This window comes from Thioclava sp. DLFJ5-1 (assembly GCF_002020115.1).
GTDB lineage: Bacteria > Pseudomonadota > Alphaproteobacteria > Rhodobacterales > Rhodobacteraceae > Thioclava > Thioclava sediminum.
The window spans coordinates 265,454-284,543 of record NZ_MPZU01000003.1 but is presented as its reverse complement, the minus strand read 5'-3'; the positions used below and the strand labels follow the sequence as shown (position 1 = coordinate 284,543).

At 63.5% G+C, this 19,090-nt stretch carries 17 protein-coding genes; 12 read left to right on the top strand and 5 right to left on the bottom strand.

The window, feature by feature from the left end; translation table 11 throughout:
* The first annotated feature begins 54 nt into the window (after window positions 1-54).
* The 4 genes from BMI86_RS12030 to lpxK all read left to right on the top strand — a co-directional run bounded on the left by BMI86_RS12030 (window position 55) and on the right by lpxK (window position 3,456).
* The gene (locus BMI86_RS12030; protein WP_078541612.1) at window positions 55-876 is read left to right on the top strand and encodes a sugar phosphate isomerase/epimerase family protein; all 822 of its coding nucleotides are present in this window, start codon (window positions 55-57) and stop codon (window positions 874-876) included.
* A gap of 87 nt (window positions 877-963) precedes the next feature.
* Window positions 964-1,221: a DUF4170 domain-containing protein gene (locus tag BMI86_RS12025; RefSeq protein ID WP_078522252.1), complete on the top strand. Its 258-nt coding sequence runs from the start codon at window positions 964-966 to the stop codon at window positions 1,219-1,221.
* A 7-nt stretch (window positions 1,222-1,228) separates the two neighbouring features.
* Window positions 1,229-2,467 (top strand): glycosyltransferase N-terminal domain-containing protein, encoded by a 1,239-nt coding sequence (locus tag BMI86_RS12020; RefSeq protein WP_078541611.1) that lies wholly within the window; start codon window positions 1,229-1,231, stop codon window positions 2,465-2,467.
* Complete coding sequence (gene lpxK / locus BMI86_RS12015; RefSeq protein WP_078541610.1) at window positions 2,467-3,456, top strand: tetraacyldisaccharide 4'-kinase; 990 nt, start codon at window positions 2,467-2,469, stop codon at window positions 3,454-3,456. The genes BMI86_RS12020 and lpxK overlap by 1 nt, the downstream gene beginning before the upstream one ends.
* 48 nt (window positions 3,457-3,504) lie before the next feature.
* On the opposite strand, the gene BMI86_RS12010 is transcribed toward lpxK, so the two are convergent.
* Both BMI86_RS12010 and BMI86_RS12005 read right to left on the bottom strand, forming a co-directional pair.
* A complete protein-coding gene (locus tag BMI86_RS12010; protein ID WP_078541609.1) occupies window positions 3,505-4,182 on the bottom strand; it encodes a DsbA family protein in 678 nt (225 codons plus the stop codon).
* Window positions 4,183-4,731, bottom strand: coding sequence for a DUF721 domain-containing protein (locus BMI86_RS12005; RefSeq protein ID WP_143594784.1), 549 nt, complete (start codon window positions 4,729-4,731; stop codon window positions 4,183-4,185).
* Between the two features lie 84 nt (window positions 4,732-4,815).
* On the opposite strand from BMI86_RS12005, the gene mutY reads away from it, so the two are divergent.
* Both mutY and BMI86_RS11995 read left to right on the top strand, forming a co-directional pair.
* Window positions 4,816-5,868, top strand: coding sequence for an A/G-specific adenine glycosylase (mutY, locus tag BMI86_RS12000; RefSeq protein ID WP_143594783.1), 1,053 nt, complete (start codon window positions 4,816-4,818; stop codon window positions 5,866-5,868).
* A gap of 58 nt (window positions 5,869-5,926) precedes the next feature.
* Entirely contained in the window at window positions 5,927-7,069 is a 1,143-nt protein-coding gene (locus BMI86_RS11995) for an alkane 1-monooxygenase (RefSeq protein ID WP_078541608.1), read from the top strand.
* Between the two features lie 66 nt (window positions 7,070-7,135).
* Here the strand turns inward: BMI86_RS11995 and BMI86_RS11990 are convergent, their stop codons facing one another.
* Complete coding sequence (locus BMI86_RS11990) at window positions 7,136-7,771, bottom strand: alpha-ketoglutarate-dependent dioxygenase AlkB (RefSeq protein ID WP_078541607.1); 636 nt, start codon at window positions 7,769-7,771, stop codon at window positions 7,136-7,138.
* A gap of 182 nt (window positions 7,772-7,953) precedes the next feature.
* Between BMI86_RS11990 and dnaK the strand changes: the two genes are divergently transcribed.
* The 3 genes from dnaK (at window position 7,954) to radC (ending at window position 11,965) form a co-directional block, all read left to right on the top strand.
* Window positions 7,954-9,870 carry a molecular chaperone DnaK gene (gene dnaK / locus BMI86_RS11985; RefSeq protein ID WP_078541606.1) on the top strand — a complete coding sequence of 639 codons (1,917 nt, stop codon included), beginning with the start codon at window positions 7,954-7,956 and terminating at the stop codon, window positions 9,868-9,870.
* Window positions 9,871-9,945: 75 nt separating this feature from the next.
* Entirely contained in the window at window positions 9,946-11,109 is a 1,164-nt protein-coding gene (gene dnaJ / locus BMI86_RS11980; RefSeq protein WP_078541605.1) for a molecular chaperone DnaJ, read from the top strand.
* A 115-nt stretch (window positions 11,110-11,224) separates the two neighbouring features.
* Complete coding sequence (radC, locus tag BMI86_RS11975) at window positions 11,225-11,965, top strand: DNA repair protein RadC (RefSeq protein ID WP_246831701.1); 741 nt, start codon at window positions 11,225-11,227, stop codon at window positions 11,963-11,965.
* Here radC and BMI86_RS11970 read toward each other — a convergent pair.
* Both BMI86_RS11970 and secA read right to left on the bottom strand, forming a co-directional pair.
* Window positions 11,956-12,918 carry a hypothetical protein gene (locus BMI86_RS11970; protein ID WP_143594782.1) on the bottom strand — a complete coding sequence of 321 codons (963 nt, stop codon included), beginning with the start codon at window positions 12,916-12,918 and terminating at the stop codon, window positions 11,956-11,958. The two genes, radC and BMI86_RS11970, sit on opposite strands and share 10 nt — an antisense overlap.
* Window positions 12,919-13,152: 234 nt before the next feature.
* Window positions 13,153-15,864: a preprotein translocase subunit SecA gene (gene secA / locus BMI86_RS11965; protein ID WP_078541603.1), complete on the bottom strand. Its 2,712-nt coding sequence runs from the start codon at window positions 15,862-15,864 to the stop codon at window positions 13,153-13,155.
* 181 nt (window positions 15,865-16,045) lie between these two features.
* On the opposite strand from secA, the gene BMI86_RS11960 reads away from it, so the two are divergent.
* The 3 genes from BMI86_RS11960 to mutT are packed head-to-tail and all read left to right on the top strand — an operon-like array spanning window position 16,046 to window position 18,755.
* Window positions 16,046-16,960 carry a peptidylprolyl isomerase gene (locus BMI86_RS11960; protein WP_078541602.1) on the top strand — a complete coding sequence of 305 codons (915 nt, stop codon included), beginning with the start codon at window positions 16,046-16,048 and terminating at the stop codon, window positions 16,958-16,960.
* Window positions 16,961-16,980: 20 nt separating this feature from the next.
* Window positions 16,981-18,360, top strand: a complete 1,380-nt coding sequence (gene argJ, locus BMI86_RS11955; RefSeq protein WP_078541601.1) for a bifunctional glutamate N-acetyltransferase/amino-acid acetyltransferase ArgJ — start codon at window positions 16,981-16,983, stop codon at window positions 18,358-18,360.
* Entirely contained in the window at window positions 18,357-18,755 is a 399-nt protein-coding gene (gene mutT / locus BMI86_RS11950; protein WP_078522238.1) for an 8-oxo-dGTP diphosphatase MutT, read from the top strand. Before argJ ends, mutT begins: the two co-directional genes overlap by 4 nt.
* Window positions 18,756-19,090 lie beyond the last annotated feature (335 nt).

The window sequence follows — 19,090 nt, the reverse complement described above, 5'->3', positions numbered from 1 at the left end:
CGGGATTGAAAAGCCCCGCGGCTTGCGCGAGCATCCGATCCGGAGGAGGACCCCATGGCCAAGGAATTACCGCTGCTCGGCGCTGCGCTGAGCCTCGATATGCTCGCGCATCATCGCGACTGGATTCTGAACGACCAGCGCGATCTGGAATTGCAGAGCTTCTGCTGGCCGAACGCCACGGATGCGGACCTGCGCAAGATGGTCGCGCGGACGAAGGAATTGCTCGACGGCTATACCGGGCGGCTGGGGCTGCACGGGCCCTTCACCTCGTTCAATATCGACTGCGCCGATTCCGAGATCATCGAGGTCATTCGCGCCCGGATGCTGCGGGTGCTGGAGATCACGGCGGAGCTGGGCGGCGATCAGATGGTGATCCACTCGCCCTACACGCTCTGGAAGGAAACCGATCTGGAGCAGAACCCCGCGAACGGATTCATTCAGGTCGAGCGCGTGCGCTACGTCCTCACCCCGGTGATCGAACGCGCCGAGGAGCTGGGCGTGACGCTGGTCATCGAGAACTGCGAGGACATCACGCCGAGCCTGCGTGTCGAACTGGCCGCGAAGATGAAGAGCAAAGCGGTGAAGGTCTCGCTCGATACGGGCCATGCACAGTTCATGCATCGCCGCTGCGCCGCGCCGCCGGTCGATGTGTTCGTCCATGCGGCAGGCGCGGCGCTGGAGCATGTCCACCTGCAGGATATCGACGGCTATGGCGACCGACACTGGCACCCCGGCGAAGGCACGATCGCGTGGCACTCGGTCTTCAAGGCGCTTGGCAAGCTGCCGAAGATGCCGCGCCTGATTTTGGAAGTGAACGACGAGATTGGCGTGCGAAAAGGCGCGGAATATCTGGAGTCTCAGGGACTGGCGCGGTAACGGCTACGTGCGGCCCCGGCCCTCTCCTTGTGAAGCGTGGGGGCAAAGCGTAATCTCTGCGCCGCAGAAAAGCCGACAGGAGTTCTTATGGCCAAACCGACCCCGCAACGTCTTCACCTCGTCTTCGGCGGCGAGCTGGTGACCCCGAGCCGCACCGAATTCAAGAATGTCGACGATATCCATATCGTCGGGATGTATCCGAACTACGCCTCCGCCTATGCCGCGTGGAAGGCCGAGGCGCAGCGCACCGTCGACGACGCCCATACCCGTTACTTCATCGCGCACCTGCATCGCCTGCGTGACGAAGAGCTCGAAGTGTCGACCACCGAAGAGCTCGGCAACTAAGGCTGGCATGGCGCGCTCTCTTCCTCTCTGGCTCAAACTGCAACTCTCTGCCTTGCGTCCTGCGGGACCCAAGGCGAAAGCCGCGGTCGAGGCCGGTCAGGGGGAGGAGCGCGCCGACGCCCCGCTGCTGTGGATTTGGGCTGCGGGGACATGCGCGGAAGCCGCCGGGCTGGTCGCGCGCAGGGTGGCCGCACGGATGCCCGACATCCGCATCGCGATGACGGTGCGCGGCGCGGAAGATCCGCCCGACGGTCTGCCCGAAGAGGTCTATTTCCGGCCCACCCCCGAGGATCGTCCGGCATCTGTCCGTCTGGTCTTGGATGCATGGCGCCCCGATCTCGTGCTCATCATGGACGACTTGCTTCCCGCGGCCCTGATCGCGGAGACGCAGAAACGCGGCATCGCCAGCGTTCTGGCCGATGCGAAACTCGGCGGTCAGGATGGGCTGCGCCTCGATGACGTCTCGCTGACGCTGCTGGGCCGGATCGACCGCATCTACCTGCGCGACGAGGCGAGCCTCGAACGGGTGGGCGACCGGCTGACCGGGCCGGTCATCGTGGTCAATGACGGCGCGCTCGGCGAGCCGCCGCAGCCGCTTTACGGCTCCGAGGCAGAGCGCGCCTCGATGGCGGAATCGATGGGCGCGCGCCCGGTCTGGCTGGCCGCTGCCGTGCCCGAGGCCGAGGTCGGCCCGGTGACGGCCGCGCATCGCTATGCCCAGCGCCACGCGCATCGGCTGCTGCTTCTGCTTGCGCCGGATGACGAATCCCAAGGCGAAGCCCTTGCCGCTCAGCTGACCGCCGAGGGCTGGTCGGTCGCGCGCCGGTCGCTCGAGGGCGAGCCGGAACTGACGACCGAGATCTTCATCGCAGACGACGTGACGGAATACGGGCTTTGGTATCGGCTGGCTGCGCTGAGCTATATGGGCGGCACCTTGTCGGGGACGGCGCAGGCACCACGCTCCCCGGTCGAGGCGGCGGCGCTTGGCTCGGCGATCCTGCACGGCCCGAAACTTGCGCCTTTCCGCGAAGATTACCTGCGGCTCGAGGCGGCGAAAGCCTGCCGCGGCGTCGTGGTGCCAGAGGATCTGCCCGAAGTGGTCGCGGACCTGATCGCGCCGGAACGCTCCGCGCAGCTGGCCCATAACGCCTGGGCGGTGACGTCGGGCGGCGCGGGGGCGGTGGAGACCATCGCCCGCGATCTGGCCGAAATCCTGTCGGGCACACAGCCCGCGCGGGTGGCGTGATGGGCGCGCCCGGCTTCTGGTTCAACGCCCCCGCCGCGCCGGGCCTGCGCGCGCGCCTGCTGTCGCCGCTTGGCGCGCTCTACGCGGCAATGACGAAGCGGCGTGTCGCGCAGCCGGGACTGCGACTCGACGTGCCGGTGATCTCGGTCGGCAACATCAACGCGGGCGGGACCGGCAAGACGCCGACGGTGATCTGGCTGGTGCAACGGCTGGCCGCGCGCGGTGTAACGGCCCATGTGGTCACGCGCGGCTATGGCGGATCGCTCGAAGGGCCGGTTCGGGTGGATGAGCGCAGCCACCGTGCCGAGCAGACCGGAGACGAGCCGCTGCTGCTGTCCGCCTTCGCACCTGTCTGGGTCGCGCGAGATCGCGCGGCGGGGGCGAGCGCCGCAGTCGCGGCCGGAGCGCAAGTGATCGTTCTCGACGACGCCCATCAGAACCCCGCATTGCACAAAGATCTCTCGATCGTGGTGGTCGACGCGCATAAGGGCTTCGGCAACGGGCGCTGCCTGCCTGCCGGGCCGCTGCGCGAACCGATCGAGGCCGGAATGGCCCGCGCCGACTTTCTGCTCTCGATCGGGCCGGAAGCTGCGCAGGTTGAATTCTCTAATTTCTGGAGTTCCAGAATTTCGAAGCCACATCTGACGGGTCAGCTCACTCCGCTGCAGACGGGCATGGATTGGGAAGGGCTTCCCGTCCTCGCCTTCGCAGGCATCGGCCATCCCGAGAAATTCTTCGCCACCCTGCGCAGTCTTGGCGCGGAGCTGCTGCGCGGCGAGGCGCTGGAAGATCACCAGCCTTTCACGACGCGTCTGTTGCAGCGCATCGAGGCAGAGGCCGACACGCTTGGTGCGCAGATGGTGACGACCGAGAAGGACGCGGTGCGCCTGCCGGAAAGCTTCCGCCCGAAGGTACTCGCCCTGCCGGTGCGGCTCGAGATCGACGACCCTACAGCGCTCGACGCAGCGCTCGACCGGCTCAGGATATGAAAAAGGCCGGCCCCGCAGGACCGGCCTTCGTAACATCTGCCGCCGAGATCAGTTGGCTTGCTGCGCCAGCTCGTCGTCGAGGATTTTCTTGAAGTCGTCCCAAGCCATGTTGGAATGCTTCTCGCCGTCGATGATGAAGGTCGGCGTCGCGTCGATCTTGTCGTCGCCCGCGTTCTTCTGGAAGGTCGCAACCATCCGCTCGGCGCGCTTCTCGTCGTTCATGCAGGCGGTGACCTGATCGTCGCTCAACCCGGCCTGCAGGCCGATCTTGCGCAGGTTGTCCGCGATGGTCTGCGGCTTGCCGTCGCCGATCCAGTCCTTCTGCTTGTTATAGATCATGTCCGCGATCGCGTAATATTTCGGATCGCCACCGCATTGCGCGATCAGACCGGCCCAGACGCCGTACTTGTCGAAGTAAACTTCGCGCTGGATGAACTTCACCTTGCCGGTGTCGATGTAGTCCTTCTTCAGCTTCGGATACTCATCCTTGTGCCATTCGGCGCAGTGCGGACAGGTATAGGAGGCATATTCGATCACGGTGACCGGCGCGTCTTCCTGACCCAGAATCACGTCGGGCAGAGTCTCGACGTCTTTGTTCGCCGTGGCTTCCTGCGCTTGGGCCGCAGTGATCAGGCTCGCTTCGCTATGTTGGCTGGCATACCAGCCGCCCGTCGCGAGGAGCCCCATGACAGCCGCGCCGCCGAGGATCGAAAGAGTTTTGCTCATCTATCTGCCTTTCTTGTGTGCAGCCCGCTCTGCGGACTTCGATAGAACGTTTCTTGCCAGTTCTTCCAGCGCCGATTTGAGATCGGCATCGCCACAATCGGCCACCTGCGCCTTCGCCGCTTCGGCGACGTGGGGGTCCGGTTTGCGGGGTTCGGGTTTCGGTTTCGGTGCGAATTGCGCCTGACCTTCGGCAAAGCCGGTCGGCGCGGTCTGCGTCAGCGAGATGCGCGAGATCGCGTTATAGCCGTAGCAGGCATTCACCTTGTCGCGGATTTGCGGCAACTGCATCTGCAGCATCGGCGCCGCCGCCCCGGTCGTCAGGAGTGTAAGGGTCGCGCCGAAGCCGCCTTTGGTGTAGCCGATCTTCACCGGGCGGCATTGCGCGGCGGCGTCCGGGCCGACCACTTCCGCCCAGTGGGTCAGCAGGCGCGAGACCGCAAAACCGCGCGCTTCACCCGCGGCGCGGATACGGTTGCGCAGCAGCCCGCCCGCGGCTTCAAAGCCACGCATCCGCCGGGCAGGCGTCTTTTGCGGGTCGCTTTTCTTCATTCGTGGGCGGTTCCTCTTGATCCATCCCATTCTAGGAAGCACATCGGGCCGGGCCAACCGGTCGGCAAGAGGGGAGCATAAACATTGCGTGACGGTAAAGGGGCAATCGGCAAAACCCTGCTCACTTGGTACGATAGCCATGCCCGCGTCATGCCGTGGCGCGTGTCGCCTATGGATCGTGCAGAGGGAGAACGGCCCGATCCCTATCGGGTCTGGCTCTCCGAGGTGATGCTGCAGCAGACCACGGTCGCCGCAGTGCGCGACTATTTCCGCCGCTTCACCGAGCGCTGGCCCGATGTCGGCGCATTGGCAGCGGCCGAGGATGGCGACGTGATGGCCGAATGGGCCGGGCTTGGCTATTACGCCCGCGCCCGCAACCTGCTGAAATGCGCGCGTGTCGTGGCGGGTGAGATGAACGGGCGCTTCCCCGAAACGGCGGCGGAGCTGCAAAAGCTGCCCGGCATCGGCCCCTACACCTCCGCCGCGATCGCCGCCATCGCCTATGACGAGCCGGTGGCCGTGGTCGACGGCAACGTCGAGCGTGTCGTCTCGCGCCTCTTCTCGGTCGACACGCCGCTTCCCGGCGCGAAGACGGAACTGACCGAATTGACGGCGCAGATCACGCCCGAGGACCGACCCGGAGATTTCGCGCAGGCGATGATGGATCTGGGCGCGACCATCTGCACGCCGCGCAATCCGGCCTGTGGCATTTGCCCGCTCATTGATGCCTGCACCGCCCGCGCTGCCGGGATCGCCGAGACGCTCCCACGCAAGGCCCCGAAGAAGGAAAAGCCCACCCGCCGTGGCTTCGCCTATGTCGTGATGAACGGCCAGGGCGACGTGCTGCTGGAGCGCCGCCCCGACAAGGGGCTTCTGGGCGGTACGCTGGGCTTTCCCGGCTCCGACTGGTCCGAGGCGCCGACACCCGCCCCGCCGATGCAGGCCGACTGGACGACCTCCCCGGTCGAGGTGCGCCACACCTTCACCCATTTCCACCTGATCCTGCAGGTCCACGTCACCCGCACGGAGGCCCATGCCATGACCCCGCGCGCCGATTTCCGCCCCGGCGATCTGCCCACACTAATGCGCAAGGTCTGGGATGCGGCCCAAAGCGCCGAATGGCCGCAAGCTGAATGATTGTATCGGGTTAGCGTTCGGCTAGTATGACCGCGCCCGCATCGCTCACGAGGCCCCGATGTCCAGCCGCGACGAAATCCGCCGCCCCTCTCACGCCCTGCCCTTCTGGCTGTCGCTCGGCACCGTGCCGCTGGCGGGGATCGAAGCGTGGTTCGGCGGTTGGACCCTGATCTTGCTGCCCGCCTATGCGTGGTGGCTGACGACCGTGCTCGACCAGCTTCTGGGGCACAACGAGGATCAGCCCGACACCGAAACGCCCGAAGCCGAGTTGTTCTGGTATCGCGCGATTACGCTGATCTGGTTCCCGATTCAGGCGGCCGTGATCTTCGGCACGATCTGGTGGGTGACGCATACGACCCATCTGAACGGCTTCGAGATCGTCGCCCTGATGTTCGGCGTGGGCGTGATCTCGAGCACGATCGGCATCGTCTATGCCCACGAGCTGCTGCATCAGAAAAGCCAGCTGGAGCGCTGGCTGGGCGATCTACTGTTGGCGAGCGTCCTTTACTCCCATTTCCGGACCGAGCATCTCCTGGTCCATCACCTCTGGGTCGGCACGCCCCGCGATGCGGTCTCGGCGCGCTATAACGAGGGGTTTCACCGCTTCTTCTGGCGGGTGATTTTTGAGTGCCCCCGCTCCGCATGGAAGGCGGAGAAACTGAAACTCAGCCGCGCGGACCGTCCGGTCTGGCACCGCTCCAACCCGTTCTGGCGCTACGCCGCATTGCAGGCGCTGGCGCTGATCGTGGCGGCGCTATTGGGTGGCTGGATGGGGCTCGGTCTGTTTCTGCTGCAGGCGCTCTTCGCGATCTGGCAGCTGGAACTGACCAACTATGTCGAGCATTACGGCCTGACCCGGCAATACAAGGGCGAGGGGCGTTATGAGCATGTCCTGCCGCGCCATAGCTGGAACGCCGATCACATGGCCTCGAACTGGCTGCTGATCAATTTGCAGCGCCATTCGGATCACCATTACAAACCCGACCGCCGCTTCCCGCTCCTGCAGACCTACGATGCCGAAGAGGCCCCGCAGCTGCCCTTCGGCTATCCCGGCATGACGGCGCTCGCGATGATCCCGCCGCTCTGGCGGCGCCGGATGAACCCGCGGGTTCGGGCATGGCGGCGGAAATACTACCCGGATGTCGAGGACTGGACGCCCTATAACAAGGGCACGACGCCGCTGCCGCGCGGCTCTTTCTGACGAGCCTCTTCCTCTTGGCAAAAATATCCCCGCCGGAGGCTCCCGCAGATGCCGCCAGCGCAGGCGTCAGGTCACGACGCGCATCGTCAGGTTGATCCGCCCGCCCTTCGGCATCAGCGGCGAGGTGCCGGGCTTCACGCGGTCGATCCCGTGATAAAGCAGCCGCGCCTCGCCCCCCATCACCATCACGTCGCCCGAGCGCAGCCAGAGGCTTTCGGTTTTGCCACCGCGCGTCTTGTTCCCGATGCGGAACAGCCCGTCATCGCCCAACGAGATCGACACCACGGGCTGATCGAAATCCTGCTCGTCGCGATCCTGATGCATGCCCATCTTCGCGCCTTCGCCGTAGAAGTTGATGAGACAGCATTCGGGGGCGCGGCTCGTGCCCGAGACCGCCTCCCAGATATCGAGGATCGGCTGCGGAATTGCGGGCCAGGGCTGACCGTCGGGATGGGTCTCCGAATAGCGGTAGCCGCGCCGGTCGGAGATCCAGCCGAACCGTCCGGCGGAGGTCATGCGCACCGACATCGGCTTGCCGTAGGGGGTCATCGGCGAGAAGAGCGGCGCCTGCGTCACGACACCGCGCAGCGTCTCGATCAGCGCCTTCTGCTCATCGAGGTCCAGCCAGCCGGGATAATGGCGGAAGCCGCGAATCTCCTGCGGATCGGGCCGAGATATTGCGTGTTTCGGATTTTCTGTCATTTTCTCACCCTCTTCCTCGGGGGAGCCTTCTTGCAGCCCGATTTTCCCCTCCTTATATACGCTTCGAAGCCGAAGGCGGCTCACACCGCCGGATAGCAGAACATGAAACCGAAACCCAAGGGATAGGGGCCGGGGGCCTGAATGGACCCGTTCCCCGTCATATCGCCAAGAGAGGTAACATCATGGGTAAAGTCATTGGTATCGACCTCGGGACTACGAACTCCTGCGTCGCCATCATGGATGGCGCACAGCCCCGAGTGATTGAAAACTCCGAAGGGGCGCGCACCACCCCCTCGATCGTCGCCTATACGGACGACGAACGTCTGGTCGGCCAGCCGGCGAAACGTCAGGCGGTCACCAACCCCTCGAACACCGTTTTCGCTGTTAAGCGTCTGATCGGTCGCCGCACCACCGATGCGGAAGTCGAGAAGGACAAGAAACTCGTCCCCTACAACATTGTCGACGGCGGCAATGGCGACGCATGGGTCGAAGTGAAGGGCGACAAGTACTCCCCGGCTCAGGTTTCGGCCGTGATTCTTCAGAAGATGAAGGAAACCGCCGAAAGCTATCTGGGTGAGGAAGTCACGCAGGCCGTCATTACCGTGCCCGCCTACTTCAACGACGCTCAGCGTCAGGCCACCAAAGACGCCGGCAAGATCGCCGGTCTCGAAGTGCTGCGCATCATCAACGAGCCGACCGCGGCTGCGCTGGCCTATGGCCTCGACAAGAAAGAATCGAAAACCATCGCGGTCTATGACCTTGGCGGCGGTACCTTCGACATCACCATCCTTGAGATCGACGACGGTCTCTTCGAAGTGAAATCGACCAACGGCGACACGTTCCTCGGCGGTGAAGACTTCGACATGCGCATCGTCAACTACCTCGCTGACGAGTTCAAAAAAGAGCATGGCGTCGACCTGACCAAGGACAAGATGGCGCTGCAGCGTCTGAAGGAAGCTGCCGAGAAAGCGAAGATCGAGCTGTCGAGCTCGAGCCAGACCGAGATCAACCAGCCCTTTATCTCGATGGGCAAGGACGGCACCCCGCTGCACATGGTCATGAAGCTGACCCGTGCGAAGCTGGAAAGCCTCGTGGGCGATCTCATCAAGGCCTCGCTGAAGCCCTGCGCCGCCGCGCTGAAGGATGCGGGCGTCTCCAAGGACGAGATCGACGAAGTCGTGCTCGTCGGCGGTATGACCCGTATGCCGAAAGTCGTGGAAGAAGTGACCGGCTTCTTCGGCAAAGAGCCCCATAAGGGTGTGAACCCGGATGAGGTCGTGGCACTCGGTGCGGCCATTCAGGCCGGCGTTCTGCAAGGTGACGTGAAAGACGTCGTCCTGCTCGACGTGACCCCGCTGTCGCTCGGCATCGAGACGCTGGGTGGCGTGTTCACCCGCCTGATCGATCGCAACACGACGATCCCGACGAAGAAGAGCCAGGTGTTCTCCACCGCGGAAGACAACCAGAACGCAGTGACGATCCGGGTCTTCCAGGGTGAGCGCGAGATGGCTGCCGACAACAAGATGCTCGGCATGTTCAACCTCGAGGACATCCCGCCGGCCCCGCGCGGCATGCCGCAGATCGAAGTGACCTTCGACATCGACGCCAACGGCATCGTGTCCGTTTCGGCGAAGGACAAGGGCACCGGCAAGGAGCAGAAGATCACGATCCAGGCGTCCGGCGGTCTGTCCGACGACGAGATCGAGAAAATGGTTCAGGACGCCGAGGCGAATGCCGACGCGGACAAGTCCCGCAAGGAACTGGTCGAAACCAAGAACCAGGGCGAATCGCTCCTGCACTCGACCCGCAAGTCGCTTGAAGAACACGGCGACAAGGTCGATGCCTCGACCGTCGAAGCGATCGAACTGGCGGCCAACGCGCTTGAGGAAGCCCTCAAGACCGAAGACGCCGGCAAGATCAAAGGCGCGATCCAGAACCTGACGGATGCGGCGATGAAACTCGGCGAGGCCATCTACAAGGCCGAGCAGGAGAAATCCGGTCAGGGCGAGAGCTCCAACGACGAAGACAGCCCGCGCGATGTCGATGAAGATATCGTCGACGCTGACTTCGAAGATCTGGGCGAGGACGAGCGCAAGTAATTGCGCATGGAATGTCGGGCGGGCCTGCCTTTTTCCAAGGGCGGGCCCGCCTGCGTTCCGCCAAGGGGGTAACCAATGGCAAAACGCGACTATTACGACGTTCTGGGAACTGCCAAAGGCGCCTCGGCCGAAGAGATCAAGAAAGCCTATCGCAAGAAGGCGAAAGAGCTTCATCCCGATCGCAATTCCGACAATCCCGATGCCGAGGCCCAGTTCAAGGAAGTGAACGAGGCTTATGACGTCCTCAAGGACGCCGAGAAGAAGGCCGCGTACGACCGGTTCGGTCATGCGGCGTTCGAAGGCGGCATGGGCGGCGGGCGTCCGGGCGGCGGCTATGGCGGCGCGGGCGGTCAGGGCGACTTCGCCTCGGCCTTCTCCGACGTCTTCGAAGACCTGTTCGGTGATTTCATGGGCGGCGGCAGAGCCGGTCCCGGCGGTGGGCGTTCGCGCGCACAGCGGGGCTCCGATCTGCGCTACAACATGCGTGTCACGCTCGAAGAGGCGTATCGCGGCACCCACAAGACGATCAACGTGCCAAGCTCGGCCGCCTGTACCGAGTGTAACGGCTCCGGTGCGGAAGGCGGCTCCGAGCCGCAGACCTGTCCGACCTGCTCGGGTCTGGGCAAGGTGCGCGCGCAGAACGGCTTCTTCACGGTCGAGCGGACCTGCCCGACCTGCGGTGGCCAGGGTCAGGTGGTGAAAAACCCCTGTAAGGTCTGCCATGGTGCAGGCCGCGTGGAGGTCGATCGCCAGCTTCAGGTCAACATCCCTCCGGGGGTCGAGACCGGCACCCGCATCCGTCACGCCGGCGAAGGCGAGGCGGGGCTGCGCGGTGGTCCGTCGGGCGATCTCTACATCTTCATCGAGGTCCAGCCGCACGCGATCTTCGAACGCGAAGGCACCGATCTGCACTGCCGCGTGCCGGTCAGCATGGCGACCGCAGCCCTTGGCGGCGAAGTCGAAGTGCCGACGATAGACGGCGGTCGAAGCCGTGTGAAGATCCCGGCCGGCAGCCAATCGGGGCGGCAGATGCGCCTGCGTGGCAAGGGCATGCCCGCGCTGCGCGGCGGCGGGTCCGGCGACATGTTCATCGAACTGGCCGTCGAAACCCCGGTAAACCTAACCGCACGGCAGAAGGAAATCCTCAAGGAGTTCCAGGGGATCGAGGCCGAGAACAACCCGGAAGGCGCGAGTTTCTTCAAGAAAGTCAAAAGCTTCTGGGATGGCATGACCCAGTGATCATTTGGAAAAGGCGCCTTCGGGCGCCTTTTTTCTTGTCCGGCTCGCAATCGATTAAGGCTTTCTTCAATCCGAATCGTTCATGGTCTGTTTCATGGACCAGATGCCCCATCATATGCAGGAACCTCCGCTGCCGTTGTTCAACGGCGGCACCGCGATCCGTCCGCCGCCGGGCGCGTCCAAGCCGTCCTATCTGTTCGATCATCGACAACGGCTGCGCACGCGGTTCATGGAAGGCGGCGCGCAGGCCCTGCTCGATTACGAACTGCTCGAACTGGTGCTGTTTCGCGCGATCCCGCGGCAGGACGTCAAACCTCTCGCCCGTCGCCTGATCGAAACCTTCGGCGATTTCGGGCGGGTGGTCTCTGCCCCGCCTCACCGCCTGCGCCAAGTGACCGGCGTGGGCGAGGCCGTGGTGATCGAGTTGAAGCTGGTGGAGGCCTCGGCGCAAAGGCTCGCACGCTCGAAGGTGATGCATCGCCCGGTGCTCAGCTCTTGGCAGGCACTCATCGACTACTGTCACATGGCGATGTCCCACGCCGAGACGGAGCAGTTTCGCCTGCTGCTACTGGACCGGAAGAACGCGCTGATTGCGGATGAGGAACAGGGCCGCGGCACGGTTGATCATGTTCCCGTCTATCCGCGCGAGGTGATGAAGCGCGCGCTGGAGGCCAATGCATCGGCGCTGATTCTGGTGCACAATCACCCCTCGGGCGACCCGACCCCGTCGGAGGCGGATATCGCCCTCACACGGCAGATCGACGAGGCGGCGAAGCTGTTCGGCATCGTGCTGCACGATCACCTGATCCTAGGAAAGGACTGCGAGATCAGCCTGCGGTCGGAGGGTTACTTCTGAGCGGTCAAGCCCTGGGACTCGAACCCATCGAGCGGCAGAACCACCGCGCCGCCATCGGACGGACAGGCGGGCAGATCGAGGGTGATCGGCATCGCTGCAGTCCCGGTGCCATGCATCCGCATCAGCCGGCCGCCGACCGGTTTGCCGCAATCTTCGGAGGACAGCGTCGCCTCGAGTTGCAGCTTGAGCGCGGTGAGCGTCTTGGGAGCGGTATAGATTTCGATGCGCTTGCCATCTGCGGAGGTGAAGCTTTGCATATAGCCGCCCAGCGAGGTGTCCGGCGTGCGCGGCTGGGTCACGTCGAGATGGCCCGCATCGTCGAACTGCGCGCCGTTCTCATAGGCGTTCAGATGCAACGGGCTTTGTCCATCGGTCACCCAGATCGCGCGGTTGATCTTATCGAGCCCCGACGCCGCGGCCTCGACCTGCGCGATCGTCGATCCACCGGTGGTGACTTCCAGCGAGGTCATAGGCGCGAGCAACGGCAGGATAGCCGAGAACGCCCCCGATTTGTCGGTCTGACCGGCAATCGAGAGCGACGCATCGCGGATCGCCAGTTTCGTATCGGGATGGCATGGCGCGCTCAGCTCCAGCTTGGTCAGCCCGTCGCCTGCGGGGGTGACCGACAGAACGGCGTGCCCGCAATCGGCAGCGCCTGTCTTCAACGGCATCGGTTGCGGAAGCGAAGAGGTGAACCGGTCGCCCGATGTGCGCACCGTCGCAGGCACGATGCCGACGCCGGAATCCGTCGCGAAATGATAGACGGGAGGATTGCGAAGAACGGTTTTCGAAATGAGCTGAACCCGCGGTTCCTCGCGCGGCTCGACCCGATTTCTCCAAGTCTCGCGACTGACCGAGCTCGCCACCAAAGACGCACCGAGTTGCGGACGCGGACCCACGCTTTGCATCACATGACCGGTCGCGGCGGCGAGCAGGAACGTCGCTCCGATCATGGATATCTTGCGAATGGTGCGCATCGCCGCCTCGAACTGGGGTCTGTCTTAGAAAACTGCTTAATAATTTTCTAATGACCGAAAGCGGCGAAGCTGCGGCGCGAATTGGGAAATCGCGCCCTTCACGCGGCTGGCGTGGGGGGTGGACCTGCCAAGAGAGTCAATGACTCCAACAAGATATGGAAAAGGCGGCCGAAGCCGCCTCAACTTTGCCACATTCGCGTCAGAGTTGTGTCAAACCAATTGCCCGTGGCAATGCTTGAACTTCTTGCCAGACCCGCAGGGGCAAGGATCGTTGCGCGACGGCTCGCCCCAGGTCGCCGGATTCGTCTCGTCGAATCCCGGAAGCGGCTCGCCCACCACCTCGACCTCGGGCATCGCCTCGGTCGGGGCTTCCTCCGACGCTTCGGTCAGTGCGGGCTGCTGTTGTTGCGCCTGCATCATCTGCGCCTGCTCTTCTTCGGTGAGCGGACGGATACGGGCCAGCTGCTGGGTCACGTCCGAGCGCAGGCTGTCGAGCATGATCTCGAACAGCTGGAAGCCCTCGGTCTTGAATTCCGACAGCGGATCGCGCTGCGCATAGCCGCGGAAACCGATGGTCTGGCGCAGCTGATCGAGCGTGACCAGATGCTCGCGCCATTTCGCGTCGATGATCTGCAGCAGGACCTGCTTTTCAATCATCTGCATCGTGTCGGCGCCGAACGCCTCGGCCTTCTCGGCCATCAGCGTATCAGTCGCTTCCTCGAGTCGCTCGGCGACGACTTCCTGATCGACGCCCTCTTCCTCGGCCCATTCCGCAAGCGGCACGTCGAGGTTCAGCTGTTCGATCACCTCTTGATGCATGCCTTCGACATCCCATTGATCGGCATAGGATTTCGGCGGCATGAAGCGGTCCACGAGGTCCTCGATCACCTGAACGCGCATGTCGCGGGTGATCTCGCCGACCTCTTCGGTTTCCATGATTTCGCGACGCTGCGAGAAGACCGCTTTCCGCTGGTCGTTCATCACGTCATCGAATTTCAGAAGCTGCTTACGAATGTCGAAGTTGCGGCCCTCGACCTTCGCCTGCGCGCGCTCGAGCGACTTGTTCACCCACGGGTGGACGATTGCTTCGCCCTCTTTCATGCCCAGCTTGGACAGGACCGAATCGAGCTTGTCGGAGCCGAAGATCCGCATCAGGTCGTCTTCCAGCGAGAGGAAGAACAGCGAGCGGCCCGGGTCGCCCTGACGGCCCGAACGACCGCGCAGCTGGTTGTCGATGCGGCGGCTTTCGTGGCGCTCGGTCGCGAGAACGAACAGGCCGCCCGCTTCCAGAACTTTCGCCTTTTCCTCTGCGGTCGCCGCGTCGATCCGTTTGCGGACCTCTTCGGGATCCGCATCGGGATTCGCCGCGAGTTCGTCCTGCACGCGCATCTCGACGTTACCGCCAAGCTGAATGTCGGTCCCGCGGCCTGCCATGTTGGTCGCGATGGTCACCGCGCCGAGACGACCGGCCTCGGCGACGATGGTCGCTTCCTGCTCGTGCTGGCGGGCGTTCAGGACGTTGTGCTTGATGCCGGCCTTCTTGAGCATGTCCGAGAGCATCTCGGACTTCTCGATCGAGGTGGTGCCGACGAGCATCGGCTGGCCCTTCTCGTTGGCCTTCTTGATCGCCTCGACGACGGCGTCGTATTTTTCCTGCGCCGTACGGTAGACGCGGTCATGCTCGTCTTTCCGCGCGATCGGGCGGTTGGTCGGGATCTCGACCACGCCCAGCGAATAGATCTCGGCGAATTCCTCGGCCTCGGTGGCCGCGGTGCCGGTCATCCCGCCGAGCTTGTCGTAGAGGCGGAAGTAGTTCTGGAAGGTGACCGAGGCCAGCGTCACGTTCTCGGGCTGGATCTCGACGCCTTCCTTGGCTTCGATCGCCTGATGCAGGCCTTCCGAGAGGCGGCGGCCCTTCATCATGCGGCCGGTAAATTCGTCGATCAGCACGACCTCGCCCGACTGCACGACGTAGTTCTGATCCTTGAAGAACAGCTTGTGGGCGCGCAGGGCCTGGTTGACGTGGTGCACGATGGTCGTGCTTTCGGGATCGTAGAGCGACTGGCCCTCGGGCAGAACGCCCGCCTCCAGCAGGAGGTTTTCGAGGAAGTCGTTGCCCTCTTCGGTGAAGGTCGCGGTGCGGGCCTTCTCGTCGATGGTGTAATGCTCTTCGCTCAGGCTCGGGATGAACTTGTCGAGCGTGATATACAGTTCCGAGCGGTCGTCGGACGGGCCCGAGATGATTAGCGGCGTGCGCGCCTCGTCGATCAGGATCGAGTCGACCTCATCGATGATCGCGTAGAAATGGCCGCGCTGCATCATCTGGTCGACCGACGTCTTCATGTTGTCGCGCAGATAATCGAAGCCAAGCTCGTTATTCGTCGAATAGGTGATGTCGGCGGCGTAGGCCTGCTTCTTCTCGGGCTCGGCCTGGAAGGGCACGACGACGCCGGTGGTCAGACCCAGCGCGCCATAGACCTTGCTCATCCATTCCGCGTCACGTCGTGCGAGATAGTCGTTCACGGTGACGACATGTACGCCCTTGCCGGCGAGCGCGTTCAGATAGGCCGGGAAGGTCGCGACGAGGGTTTTCCCTTCGCCCGTCTTCATCTCGGCGATGTTGCCCTGATGGAGGAAGATGCCGCCGACGAGCTGCACGTCGAAGGCCCGCAGGCCGAGTGCACGTTTCGCGGCTTCGCGACAGTTGGCGAAGGCTTCGGGCAGGATCTTGTCGAGGCTTTCGCCCTCTTCCTGAACGCGGCGCTGAAACTCGCGGGTCTTCTCGATGATCTGTTCGTCGGAGAGGGCTGCGAACTCCTCCTCCAGCGCGTTGATCTTGGCCACCAGCGGGCGCACCGATTTCACCTTACGATCATTCGACGTGCCGAAGACCTTCTTCGCGAGTGTTCCGATGCCGAGCATGTAATCTCCGAGGGTAGCTGACCAGATCGTTATTCCCTGTGCCTTGTCGCATAGGGTTTGCTTGCCTAGAAGAGCTAGCGAAACAAGGCCGAAATGGCTCTTACAGGCCCTAGGCGATGTAAGGGGCGGCTGCCAGACTGTCAACGCCGCCTAGAGACGCGGCAGAAAGGAAGTGGCAAGGATGCCGAATCTGACGAAACTGTTCGCGAGCGTCGCGATCTGCGCAATGACTGCCGGGATCGCACAGGCCGATGACGCGAAAGTGCCTGCCGCCGCTGCGGATGCCGCGAAATCGGAAACCGCCGCCAAGCCGCGCACCGACCTGAGCGCCGACACCGTGGTCGCCACCGTGAACGGTCAGGATATCACGCTGGGCATGATGCAAACGGTACGCGACGGCCTGCCCGCGCAATACCAGCAGCTGCCCGATGACAAGCTGTTCCAAGGCGTCCTGGAGCAGCTGATCCAGCAGACCGCGCTCGCCCAGCTCGAAGAGAAGCGCATCACCCAGCGCGACAAGATCGCTCTCGAAGTGCAGAAGCGCGCGTATCTCTCGGGTGCGATGCTGAACTACACCGCTGACAAGGCCGTGACCGACGACGCCGTGCAGAAAGCCTATGACGCGAAATACGCCAAGGCCGAGCCGACAAAGGAATATCACGCGGCCCATATCATCGTGAAAACCAAGGAAGAGGCCGAGAAGATCAAGAAAGAGATCGACAACGGCGGCGACTTCGCGGAACTGGCGAAGAAGAACTCGACCGATGGTGCGGCGGCCAATGGCGGCGATCTGGGCTGGTTCAAGCTCGACGCGATGGTCAAGCCCTTCGCGGATGAGGTTGCAGGCATGAAGGACGGCGAAGTCGCCGGTCCGATCCAGACCCAGTACGGCTGGCATGTCGTGAAGCTGCTCGGCACGAAGATGGTCGACGCGCCGAAACTGGCCGATGTGCGCAAGAAGCTCGAAGGCGATATTCGCCAAGAGGCTGTCCAAAAACGCGTAAAGGCTGTTGTGGGCGAAGCCAAAATCGACAAGATGACCGACGGGATTGATCCGAGCGTTCTGAAAGATCAGTCCATCTTGGGTAGCAACTGATCGATCAAAAGGCGGGCGCGATGGCGAAGAAAAAGTCTAAGGAAACCAAGGAGTTGAAGACCAAGGTCAAGAAGCTCCGCGCCAAGGTTAAGGCGTTGAAGTCCGACCTTTCCGCCGCGCCCGCCCCTGCCGCTTCTGCGGCACAGACACAGGCGAAATCGGTGACGATTTCGCCGCTCGCCCCCGCGAAATTTCCCGATCTTCCGGAAATCGCGGGGGTCGAATTCGCCTCCGCCGCGGCCGGGGTCAAATATGCCGGCCGCACCGATGTGATGCTGGCGCGGATCGCGCCGGGCGCTTCGATCGCAGGTGTCTTTACCACTTCTTCCACCCGCGCGGCCTGCGTGCTCGACTGTCAGGAAAAGCTCGCGATGCGCGCGCCTGCCGAGACGGGCGCCGCGATCATCGTCAACTCCGGCAACGCCAACGCCTTCACTGGGAAAAGCGGTCAGGAGAGCGTCGACAAGGTGACTGGCGCGGTGGCTCAGGCGCTCGATATGCCGATCAGCCGGGTGTTTTCGTCCTCCACCGGTGTCATTGGCGAGCCGCTTCCGCATGACAAGATCGTCGCGGTGATCGACGGCCTGACGCAGCGCCTCTCCCCTGCCGGGATCGAGGATGCCGCGCGCGCGATCATGACGACCGATACCTATCCCAAAGGCGCCTTTGCCGAAGTTCAGGGCGAAGGCGGCAAGATCAAGATCGCCGGGATCGCGAAGGGCTCGGGGATGATCGCGCCGAATATGGCGACGATGCTGGTCTACATCTTCACCGACGCGAAGATCGCGCCTGCGCGGCTGCAGAAGATGCTGTCGCGGCAGGTCGACGACACGTTCAACGCGATCACCGTGGACAGCGACACCTCGACCTCGGATGCGCTGATCGTCGCGGCGACGGGCAAATCCGACGCCGCCGAAATCGCCGATCTGCGCTCGGAGCCTGCGAAGGCGTTCGAGGCCGGGCTGCGCGAGGTGATGATGGATCTGGCCCATCAGGTCGTCAAAGACGGCGAAGGGGCCACGAAATTCGTCGAGATCCGCGTGACGCGAGCCCGCTCGAACGAGGACGCCCATAAGATCGCGATGTCGATTGCGAACTCGCCGCTGGTGAAGACCGCGATCGCGGGCGAGGACGCCAACTGGGGCCGCGTGGTCGCGGCTGTCGGCAAGTCCGGAGCCGAGGCCGATCGCGACAAGCTCAAGATTTCCTTCGGCGACATGGTGGTGGCCGAGAAAGGCTGGCGCGTGCCGGATTACTCCGAAGAGGCCGCGAGCGCCTATATGAAGAACGACGAGCTGGTAATCGGCGTCGATCTCGGCCTTGGCCGCGCCTCGAAATCGGTCTGGACCTGCGATCTGACCCACCGCTACATCGACATTAACGCGGATTATCGTTCGTGAAGATGGTTCTGGTCTCCGCCGTCGCGCTGATCGACGCCGACGGGCGCGTGCTTCTGGCACAGCGCCCCGAGGGTAAGTCGATGGCAGGTCTGTGGGAGTTTCCCGGTGGCAAGGTCGAGGCGGGCGAGACGCCCGAGGCTGCGCTGATCCGCGAGCTGGACGAGGAGCTGGGCATCCAGACCCATCAGAGCTGCCTCGCACCTCTGACCTTCGCCAGCCACGCCTATGACGACTTCCACCTGCTCATGCCGCTCTTTGCCTGCCGGAAGTGGGAGGGGATCGTCAGCCCGCAAGAGGGGCAGACCCTCGCCTGGGCGCGGGCGCGGGACCTGCGCGACTACGAGATGCCGCCGGCGGATATCCCCCTGATCCCGATTCTGCGCGATTGGCTCTGATCGGGGTTACTGCGCGGTTAACCTTTGTGATCTTTTTTCCCACCTCTCGCGTCTAACGCGAAGGGCAGACCGTTTCCATTTGTCGTTCCTTAAGACCTTGCGCTTCTAATGAGCGCTCAAGGGAGGAACCTCATGCTCAGAACCATTCAGATCGGCAGCAGCGTCTTCGTTCAGGGCGTTTACGAACGGACGCTGGATTGCGGGCGCATCCTCGTGCGTGTCGGCGATGCGCTCTTTGCCGGGCATCCCGTCAATCGCTGTCTCAGCCGGACGACAGCCACAGATGCAAAACGGGGGCCCGAAGGCCCCCGTTTTTATATTCGTAAATCGGTCCC